This window comes from Okeania sp. SIO3B5 (assembly GCF_010692555.1).
Taxonomy (GTDB): Bacteria; Cyanobacteriota; Cyanobacteriia; order Cyanobacteriales; family Microcoleaceae; genus Okeania.
Map to the genome: position 1 here is coordinate 1 of NZ_JAAHHG010000399.1, position 9493 is coordinate 9493.

Here is a 9493-nt window from a genome sequence, read left to right on the forward strand (position 1 = left end):
GCTTCTTTTTCTCTCCTGACTCCTGACTCCTCTACTTAGGGCTTGCTGATTAAACTAAAAGCATTGACAGATAAAGCTTTTAGCCTTTTTGGGTATTGAAAAAGTACAAGGTTTTCGTTCTAGGGAACTCAAAAAGTTAGGATTTTGGGTTAACTATCGCAGAAAAATCAAGGGATAATTCTTTCTCCTGCCTCCTCGCTCATTCCCCATTCCTCTTGACTCCTGAGTTCTGAGTTCCCCTCCTGGGAGGGGTTAGGGGTGGGTTGACTCCTACCCTCACCCATAAGACTTTTTCAGCAAACCCTAATTAACGATAGAAAACTTTCTTCTATTCTCGCTTCTTCTTCCCTCCTGACTCCTGACTCCCCTACTTAACAGACAACATCTGAGCTAATTCTGGATGACGACCAAATAAACCAGTCATCACCCGCAAAGACAAAGACTTAAAAATCGGTACTATTCCCATACCCCACAAACCCAAACGACGAACCGCCACTATAGGCAACAAAGTACCAGAAAACATTCTATCCAGAAAATCAGTAACTCCTAAAATTACTAAATTCTCCTTTCTCCGCCAACTTTCATAACGCTTCAATACCCCAATATCTCCAATATCCTCACCTTGCTGATGAGCAAACTTAATCACCTCAGCGATCGCCCCTACATCTCGAATACCCATATTCAAACCTTGACCACCCACAGGATGACAACAATGAGCAGCATCCCCAATTAAAGCTAAACGATGTTCAACATAGCGATCGCTCTGCATCAACTGTACCGGAAAAACGTAGCGATCGCTCAACAACTCCAACTTACCCAACTTTCCAGCAGTGCGATACTCCAACTTAGCCAAAAATTCCTGTTTATCCAACTCCTGCAACGCCTTCGCCTCAGCATGAGGAGCAGTCCAAACCACCTGACAGCGATTTCCCGGCAAGGGCAAAACCCCCATCGGGCCACTCGGCCAAAATCTCTCAAAAGCAATATTATTGTGAGACCTTTCAGTTTTAATCGTCATTGCCACACAAGACTGCCAATACTTCCAACCATGAGTCCCAATATTAGCAGCTTCACGAATAGGAGACCTCGCCCCATCTGCTCCCACCACCAACCGAGAGCGGACAGTCAAACTTTCATTTTCACCAGACAAACTTTCTGTCTCCTTCTGTCTCAGCTCAACTTCCACAAAATCCGATTTATAATCTACCCGCAAAACTTCCGCTGGACATAACCAAGTAAGTTGTTCGCAGTCTGCCAAAAATTCCTGCATTGCCGTCAACATCACCTGATGTTCTCCCACATAACCCAATCCCTCCTTTGAACTTGGCCTCTTACCAGTAATAGCCAAATCATCAGGATAAAATTGGACAGTACGGGGATAGTTACCATCAGAAAGACTAATTTGTTGATATGTAGTGATGTTAGGCAAAATTTTTTGCCAAACTCCGATACCATCTAATATTCTGCCAGATGTTAAGGAAAGATTATAAGCAAGTTTTCTAGCTGCAACTACAGACTTAGGTTGACTTTCAATTAATGCCACTTTTAAGCCAGAATTTTTCAAAGCACAAGCAAGAGCAGTGCCAGCGATACCCCCACCGACAATAACTAAATCGTAATCTAATTTTGGTTTGACAGTTGTTTCAGATAGAGAATTTTGGGAAAGTTGCTCCATTACCATATTTATCAAAAATAATCAAGTGTCTAGTAATTTATACTCTGCCTATATTGTGGCGCAACTTTTCAGAAAAATCTGAGTGATTTGTGACTGAAGAGAGAATTTGAAGAAGGAGTCAGGAGTCAGGAGACAGGAGTCAGGAGACAGAAGTTTTGTGAAATGGGCATCTTGCCCGTTCCTGATATTTTCACTTTAGAGTAGTAGTGACTTTAGTAGTAGGGTGTGTGAGCGGAACAAAGTCGAGTATCACGCACCGTTTTCCCCATTAGGGTTGGGGTGCGTTACGCTGTCGCTAACGACACCCTACTTACTATATTAAGCAGTGACAAAAATAATTAAACGGGAGCAAGATGCTCCCACTAGCTATACTATTATGCTGAAAGCTGAGTGCTGTTTGCGGAGCATTCCGGTACGGAAAATGCTGATAGCTAGCAAGCTATAGCAACCGCCAGGTTCATGTTTGACAATTAGTGCGAGCATCTTGCTCGCGTCATAAATCATCATAATTACCCGATGTCCTAACTATAGTGGTGACTGCTATATATAAAAAAATCAGGCGTTACATAAATGCAGGATGACTTGAATAGTCGTGTGGAATGGGCATCTTGCCCGTTCCCGTTCCTGATATTTTCACTTTAGAGTAGTAGTGACTTTAGTAGTAGGGTGTGTGAGCGGAACGAAGTGGAGTATCACGCACTATTTTTCTTCTGCCTTGGGGTTGGGGTGCGTTACGCAGTCGCTAACAGTACCCTACTCACTATATTAAGCAGTGACAAAAATAATTAGAACGGGAGCAAGATGCTCCCACTGGCTATACCGTAACCAAAATCATCACAACTTCGGTCTTTCCTCTTTCCTTTTTACTTCTTCCTCCTTCCTTCTTCCTTCTTTTAATTAAACCAATTTAAGATTAGGATACTCAGCAACCATATCCTCAGAAGTCAAAGTATCACCACTTGCTTGAGGTGTCCATAAAACCTCAACAGCTAATAACTGCTCGCTAGAAATAGTACCCATTTGACTTAAAGCACGTCTTACATCTTCCGTACTATTAATAACTGGTAACTGTAATTTACCTTGAGTACCAACAACAATAGTAACCACAATATATTCCGTTCTTAGAAACCTACGATTATCTATATAAATCTATGATTTTCTATAAACCATCTGTTCTATTCCTGCCTCAATCTGGTAACGCCGGCGCTATCCAGTCCACAGGCTGTCACGGTCGAACTGACCGCCATAGCTAAATTTAATGCTGCATTCAAGTCCCTATCACAGCTAAAATTGCAATGTTCGCAATTGAAAACACGCTCTGATAAAGACAAAGATTCTTTAACAGTTCCACACCTACTGCAAGTTTTAGAACTTGGAAACCATCTATCAACAACGGTTAGTTGGGAACCGTATAACTCACACTTGTACTCTAACTGCCTACGAAACTCATAAAAACCCATGTCAGCAACAGCCTTAGCTAGCTTATGATTTGACATCATACCTGATACATTAAGGTCTTCTATTACTATCTGGCTGTGGTTTTTAGCCAAGTAAGTAGTAAGTTTATGCAACGTATCTTTTCTGATATTAGCTATTCCCCGACTGCAACGCCACTATTTTTAGCTGTGCTTTTTTCCAGTTAGAGCGAAAACTTAGTTTTATGTCTGTTTAGGTATTGTAATCGTGATAGTTTGGATTCTAAATTTTTGCATATGTTTAGCACTATCGAATACTTCCCCTGTTGACAATGTTGCTAAAGCTTTTACTCCTAGATCAACACCAACTACATCTACAGACTTTTCAGTAATTTGAGGTATGGCTTCTCAGAGCGAAACTAACAAACCATTTATCTGCTGTTTTGCTAATAGTTACAGACTTAGGAGTAACATTACCTGGCAGTATTTCATAAGTTTTAATCCATCCAATTCTTGGTAATTTAATCTGATTAAAACCTACTGATATTGAACCATCTAAAGTGAAACTATCGTCTCTACCTTTTTTCTTAAATTTAGGTTGTCCTGAGACTTTACTGAATCTTCGCTTCCAAGCCTCTGACAAATATCTCAAAGCATATTGAGGGGCACACTTAGAAACTTCATAATACCAATAGTTATTAGGTTTAACCATTGCTACTAATAGTTTATGCAAATCATGCTTCAGTAGGAAATTTAAGTTTACTATCAGGATTACTGGAATTGTGATTAAGAATGTTCCTAGTCAACCATAGTCCCCAATTATAAGCATGACGGGCTACACCAGCGTGCTTGGCCAGTAAGGTTTTTTGCTGATTATTAGGGTGCAACTCAGTTTTGAATCCTAGTAGCATAAATTATAGATAATCGGAGATTATTATAGATAATACCAGATTATGGGCAACAGTTACTAGCCCCATTTTTTGCCTATCAAATCTAGTGCAGGATGGCGGAAATAACTGACCAGTCACAAAATCCTAAAAGCCTTACCAATCAATACTTTTGACTTTTAACTTTTGACTTTTAACTTCCGCGTAGCGGCACTGACTTCTGACTTCTGACTTCTGACTTCATTCAACCCCTCCTCCCACAATAGTAACTATTTCCAACTTGTCCCCTGCTTGTATTTCAGTTTTGTCCCAAAATTGTCTATGTAAAATCTCACCATTATATTCCACAGCTACTAACCGAGGGTTTAGCCCCAACTGTTCCAGAAAATCAGGTAAAAGTATATGAGGTAAACAATTATGGGTTTCTCCGTTAACCTTGAGCGTAATTTGACTTGACATTAGTACTATTTAGATTTTTTCCGGTAATATGTTGTGAGAGCGTAGGGCTTGATAGCGATTTAGTTGAGAAAGAAAATATTGAGTTACTAAAGTTGGTTGCTCCGCCTGCATAATTGCCCTAACTACAGATACACGCTCCGCACCAGAAGATAGAACTTCATCACAATTTTGCATATCAATTCCACCAATGGCAAACCAAGGAATAGTACAATTATTGACAGCATAACTAATGTATTCTAAACCTGCCGCTGGTTTATCTAACTTAGTAGGAGTTTCATATATTGGCCCTACTCCAATATAGTCCGCTTCTTCTTGAATAGCTCGCTTCATTTCTTCTGGGTTTGTAGTGGAACGACCTACAAGTTTCTGAGGGCCAAGCAGTTGTCTAGCAAGTCTAACTGGTATATCATCCTGTCCGAGATGAACTCCATCTGCATTCACAGCGATCGCTAAGTCTACTCTGTCATTAACAATAAATAGAGCGCCGTAGCGATGACAGAGTTGACAGAGTTTTTGGGCTTCTGTCAATTTTGTTATATCGTCTCCTGTTTTGTTGCGGTATTGGACAAGAGTTAACCCTCCCTGAAGAGCTGCTTCTACTATATTGATTAATTTATCGTTGGGTGAGGTAACTAGATAAAGGTGAGAGTTTTGCAATTGCTGATATCTTGTATAGGCGAGAAGTCCACTTTCTATGGTGTAAACTCGGTAACGTATCTGTTTACAAGCGGAACCCATCTGAGAATTATAAATTTTTCCGTATTCTTCTAAAACTCGTAGTGCTTCTTCTAAGCGACAGAAGTTAACTTGTAGCAGTTGTTGAACATCTGAGCGTTGCTCTTCCTGTGGATGAGTCAATTCTGTACCTGGATCGCCAGGGGTATTTCGGGACATTCTTAATTCTGTATTATGCCAACTCCCGATCTCTTGACGTAGTTGTTTACATTCATTTGCCCAATGTATACTATTGAGGCCAAATCTACACCATTCTTCTATAATTCTTAAACCTTCTCTGGCCCTATCTAGGTTAGCATCCAAAATTCTGCGAACCCCAGGCTGTACATTTTGACCCCAATTATACTTATCATTCATAATAATTACCCTTTGACATCCTCCCGACGTTGCGCTTACAAGGGCAGCGCGGGATTCCTAAACCTCGCGGCTCAGGACTTTCTGCTTCCTAGCACCTACCTCCGAGGCCAAACCTCTTTCTGGTCTTACGGTCGCTCCACAGACTGAAACTGCTAGCCCAGCAGCCTAGTTCTATGTTAGGATAGCATAGCCTTGTAAGAACCGCAAGATTGATTGGTTTTCCCATGGGACGCTCCCCTAATAGCTGCCGCCACCATCCTCCGCCAACGGGAGAGCGCGGGTCTTCAAGCAACGTTGATATAAATTTTCAACATAACTATAATCCTGCTCTCTCGAATACTGAGGGGCAGATTATGACAAATTTTGTCATTTGCCATTAATATAGATCGCTTTATAGTATAGTATTGGCTGCAATCCAGAAGTTAACTATTGTTCAAATAATTTCTGAAATAGTTTAACTATTAGGATTACTACTGTAGGATAAGTATCAAAATAGTGAGGCCATATTTAGAAAAAATGTTGACTCTTAGGCTAGAAATTTTTGTGAAATTAATTGTTTATGTAATTAGGGGATAGCAATGATAGACAAATTTTAGCGATCGCTATGAGTAACTTCTTAATTTTCGCGGTTGACTTATAGTTGTTGTTGCTAGTTAATGCTAATAGGGAGTAATGGATATCTTTGAGGGCGATCCTAAGTTTAGGCTTTATTTAATTTCTCAGAAAACAATAGTATATCGATTTAACAGTATATCGATTTTGGTGTAGATTTTTCTGATAATGGCTATCGCATATTTATCTTGTGCAATAGCCTTGAATGGCAACCTGATTATTTATCTACTCCCGATATTGCGCTTACGCAACAATTCAGTACTTTTCAGTCAGGACAAAATTAAACAGAATAAGCCACCCATCCAATTGTTTCAGTAGTGTGATTACCATCTGAGAGTGTTTCCTTACCACCATTTGCAACTAATTCATTCATTCGGATCTTAAATCCAGTAGTTGTAACATCAGCAAGACGGACTCCTGGGTTATCTGGTCCATTAAAGGTTTGAACCATAGGAATGACAATTACAGTTGTTCCTTCTGGAAATGGTGTAGGAAAGTCAACTTGTGTAAAACGGCTAAGGTCACCGCCTTGTGTAGCACTTGCTCCTGGGGAGTTTAAGTCAACGGAACCTGTTTGCATCATACTCATAATTATTTATCTCTTTGATAATTTATAGAGTTAATTTTTCATTTCATATCTTATCAGCTCAAGAGGAAATTAATCTCTTTACCAAAAAATATTTATATTAGGGACATTGTTGCACAAAATGAGGATCGGAGGGCAAAAATACTAGGGCACAGCACAGAAAATTGCACCAATTCAGAGATTACTTTTCAATGCAGACTTTGAACTTTTGACTTACGCGTAGCGCTATAGTAGTAGAGTTTTTTAAGAACAAAATGGGTAGAGATAAAAAATAATTTAGGGTAATTGCAAAGTTCCATGTCTATCTCTAAAAATAAGCGGTTAATAAATTATCGCACCTCTCAAATTACTAATTTAACTTCTGTACATCGCCAATCCTACAGCTCCCCTATCTGACTTCAGCTATAACTATCTTTTTCAAATTTTGTCTAATACTTACCCATTATCTTTGACAATCAACCCCTCTTTACAAAAATTAAAATATTTCTTCAAAACACCTATAATAAGAGAGACTTGAAACAATATAATAACTAAATTGTCTATCACAGTTTCCTAGGAGGAAAGCCGTGAAACAAATATTTATCCTTTTTTCGCAGGAAAATAATCAAACAAATTTACTGCGTAAAATCAACTTTTTATCACCTATTTTAGCCACTGTACTACTAGGGATATTTACTCCTGCAAGTTTGGCAGTACCATTTACACAACAAGTGGCCAAATTTCCAGAAACTCAAGCTAATTCTCAAATAAATGTGCTTTATGTTAGTTCATCTGTTGGTAGTGATTCTGGAGATGGTACTAAAACCGCTCCTTTGAAAACTATTACTTATGCTTTGAGAATTGCTCAACCTCACACAACAATTTTACTTGCTCCCGGAACTTACAATAGACAAACAGGTGAAAAATTTCCTTTAATTTTGCAGCCAAAAATAACAATTCAAGGTAACTCTTTTAACCGTGGAAAAAATGTTTTGATTCAAGGTGGAGGTAATTTTAATAGCCCGACTTTAAATCAGAAAAATATTACAATAGTAGCTGCTAATGAATCTAATTTAAGTGGCGTAACAGTCATAAACCCTAATCTTCAAGGTTATGGTTTATGGATAGAATCTAGTGGTTGTATTATTAGTAAAAATACTTTTACTGGTAATACTGTGAATGGTATTTCTATAGCGGGTAGTAATACAGCAATTATTCAGGAAAATAATTTCTATGAAAATGGCGTAAGTGGCATCACAATTTATCATAATTCTCAGCCAGAAATTAGAGATAATTTGTTTCAAAATACTGGTATTGGAATGAAAATATCTGATGATGCTGCTCCAAAAGTAGTGGGAAACCGTCTGATAGAAAATCAAAGTGGGATTATTATTCAAGGAAATGCACGCCCAATTTTGCGGGGTAATTATATTGAAGGTAATAGAAAAGATGGAGTAGCAGCGATCGCTCAATCATTACCCGATCTAGGTAACTCTCAAGAACCTGGTCGTAATACTATTCGTAATAACACTCGGTATAATATTTATCATGCAGTAAAAGGTCAAACTCTTCCTGCTTATGGAAATTCTTTAGGAGGTGGTCGTAATTATGGCAGTATTGACATTGCTGGGAAAATTGCTCCACCCCCACCAGTTGCTCCTTTGCCGAATATTATAACTACCCCTACAGTAAATCGAGAAACAGAGTCTGTCCAGGAAAAGTCTGTTAGGGAAACGGCATCTACTGAACCAGAAATTCAGACAACGCCAAAGAAACCAAATATTTCAGCTTCAGCAGAAAAATTACAGGAGCAGAATAGTTCTGATAATATTATTTCACGACAAAGACCGGGAAATTCTACTACAATTATTATCCCCGTACCAAAACCAGAAACCCCAAGGTCTAGGGGAAATTCCTACCAGACAACAAGTCGTCAAGGCAACTTACAAAGACTACTACAAACTAATCCGAATTATCAGAATACACGAGCAATTGAAATACCAGTATCGCCACCAGAGTCAGGGAGCAGAACTTTAGAAAGATGGCGAAATTTACCCCCAAGGAACACTAACCCAAGTTTTGAACCCACTACCCCAGTTGCATCTCCTGGTTTACTATCTGTACCAAGCACAAATATTCCCCTTGGCCGTGGGGGTTATGTACCTCCCGGTATTGGCAGAAATCAAAATCCTAATCCTAATCCTAACCCTTTGCCTAAACTATCCCTACGTCGTAATTCTCAAAGTCGTGCTGCTGCCTTGGGTTTACGTTATCGAGTAGTTGTCAATGTCAATAATACTGCTCAGACCTATAAGTTGCGATCGCTTGTACCAGATGCTTTTAATACGAATATTAATGGTAACTCAGTCATGCAAGCTGGAGCTTTTCGTAGTCGTCTTGAGGCAGATCAACTATTAAAAGTTTTACGGAATAATGGTCTGAATGCCAAAATTATACTTATTAATTGATTCAGAAATTAAACAATATTTTTTTTGAAAAACAAAAACAGAAATTATCAATTCTTTTCCCCTACTCCCAGGACTAATTCTTTATCGTCAGAGAATATTTATAAGAAATACAAAAAATTGTGCAAATATACAAATCTCTCCATTTCCCCAAATTCCCCTCCTGGGAGGGGTTAGGGGTGGGTATCCATCAATTTTTTTCTAATGACATGAACCTGCACCCTACTGCCTACTGCCTACTGCCTACTGCCTACTCCCTCTTTTATGAAGATGTCTAAATAGTTTTCCGACATAGTAGACACAATTTGGCAAAGTGCGACTAC

At 39.0% G+C, this 9493-nt stretch carries 8 protein-coding genes and 1 pseudogene; 1 reads left to right on the top strand and 8 read right to left on the bottom strand.

Going from position 1 to position 9493, the window contains the following annotated elements:
* Positions 1-367 precede the first annotated feature (367 nt).
* The 8 genes and pseudogenes from F6K54_RS33215 to F6K54_RS33250 form a co-directional block, all read right to left on the bottom strand.
* Positions 368-1681: an FAD-dependent hydroxylase gene (locus tag F6K54_RS33215; RefSeq protein ID WP_293087626.1), complete on the bottom strand. Its 1314-nt coding sequence runs from the start codon at positions 1679-1681 to the stop codon at positions 368-370.
* Between the two features lie 891 nt (positions 1682-2572).
* Positions 2573-2791, bottom strand: a pseudogene (locus F6K54_RS33220) (DUF1517 domain-containing protein); the annotation flags it as partial.
* A 59-nt stretch (positions 2792-2850) separates the two neighbouring features.
* A complete protein-coding gene (locus tag F6K54_RS33225; protein ID WP_293087629.1) occupies positions 2851-3246 on the bottom strand; it encodes an RNA-guided endonuclease TnpB family protein in 396 nt (131 codons plus the stop codon).
* 229 nt (positions 3247-3475) lie between these two features.
* Entirely contained in the window at positions 3476-3802 is a 327-nt protein-coding gene (locus F6K54_RS33230; protein WP_293087632.1) for a hypothetical protein, read from the bottom strand.
* Between the two features lie 22 nt (positions 3803-3824).
* On the bottom strand, positions 3825-4001 hold the full coding sequence (locus F6K54_RS33235; protein WP_293087635.1) for a helix-turn-helix domain-containing protein: 177 nt from the start codon (positions 3999-4001) through the stop codon (positions 3825-3827).
* A 216-nt stretch (positions 4002-4217) separates the two neighbouring features.
* Complete coding sequence (gene thiS, locus F6K54_RS33240; RefSeq protein WP_293087638.1) at positions 4218-4436, bottom strand: sulfur carrier protein ThiS; 219 nt, start codon at positions 4434-4436, stop codon at positions 4218-4220.
* Positions 4437-4445: 9 nt separating this feature from the next.
* The gene (locus tag F6K54_RS33245; RefSeq protein WP_293087641.1) at positions 4446-5528 is read right to left on the bottom strand and encodes a thiamine phosphate synthase; all 1083 of its coding nucleotides are present in this window, start codon (positions 5526-5528) and stop codon (positions 4446-4448) included.
* 892 nt (positions 5529-6420) lie between these two features.
* Positions 6421-6729: a hypothetical protein gene (locus F6K54_RS33250; RefSeq protein WP_293087644.1), complete on the bottom strand. Its 309-nt coding sequence runs from the start codon at positions 6727-6729 to the stop codon at positions 6421-6423.
* A gap of 563 nt (positions 6730-7292) precedes the next feature.
* Here F6K54_RS33250 and F6K54_RS33255 point away from each other — a divergent pair.
* Positions 7293-9173: a DUF1565 domain-containing protein gene (locus F6K54_RS33255; protein WP_293087646.1), complete on the top strand. Its 1881-nt coding sequence runs from the start codon at positions 7293-7295 to the stop codon at positions 9171-9173.
* The last annotated feature ends 320 nt before the right edge of the window (positions 9174-9493 follow it).

What these genes read in the sequence shown, in the direction of transcription:
- F6K54_RS33215 (WP_293087626.1), bottom strand. Translation starts at nt 1,681, where the DNA reads ATGGTAATGGAGCAACTTTCCCAAAATTCTCTATCTGAAACAACTGTC.
- F6K54_RS33230 (WP_293087632.1), bottom strand. Translation starts at nt 3,802, where the DNA reads ATGGTTAAACCTAATAACTATTGGTATTATGAAGTTTCTAAGTGTGCC.
- F6K54_RS33235 (WP_293087635.1), bottom strand. Translation starts at nt 4,001, where the DNA reads ATGCTACTAGGATTCAAAACTGAGTTGCACCCTAATAATCAGCAAAAA.
- thiS (WP_293087638.1), bottom strand. Translation starts at nt 4,436, where the DNA reads ATGTCAAGTCAAATTACGCTCAAGGTTAACGGAGAAACCCATAATTGT.
- F6K54_RS33245 (WP_293087641.1), bottom strand. Translation starts at nt 5,528, where the DNA reads ATGAATGATAAGTATAATTGGGGTCAAAATGTACAGCCTGGGGTTCGC.
- F6K54_RS33250 (WP_293087644.1), bottom strand. Translation starts at nt 6,729, where the DNA reads ATGAGTATGATGCAAACAGGTTCCGTTGACTTAAACTCCCCAGGAGCA.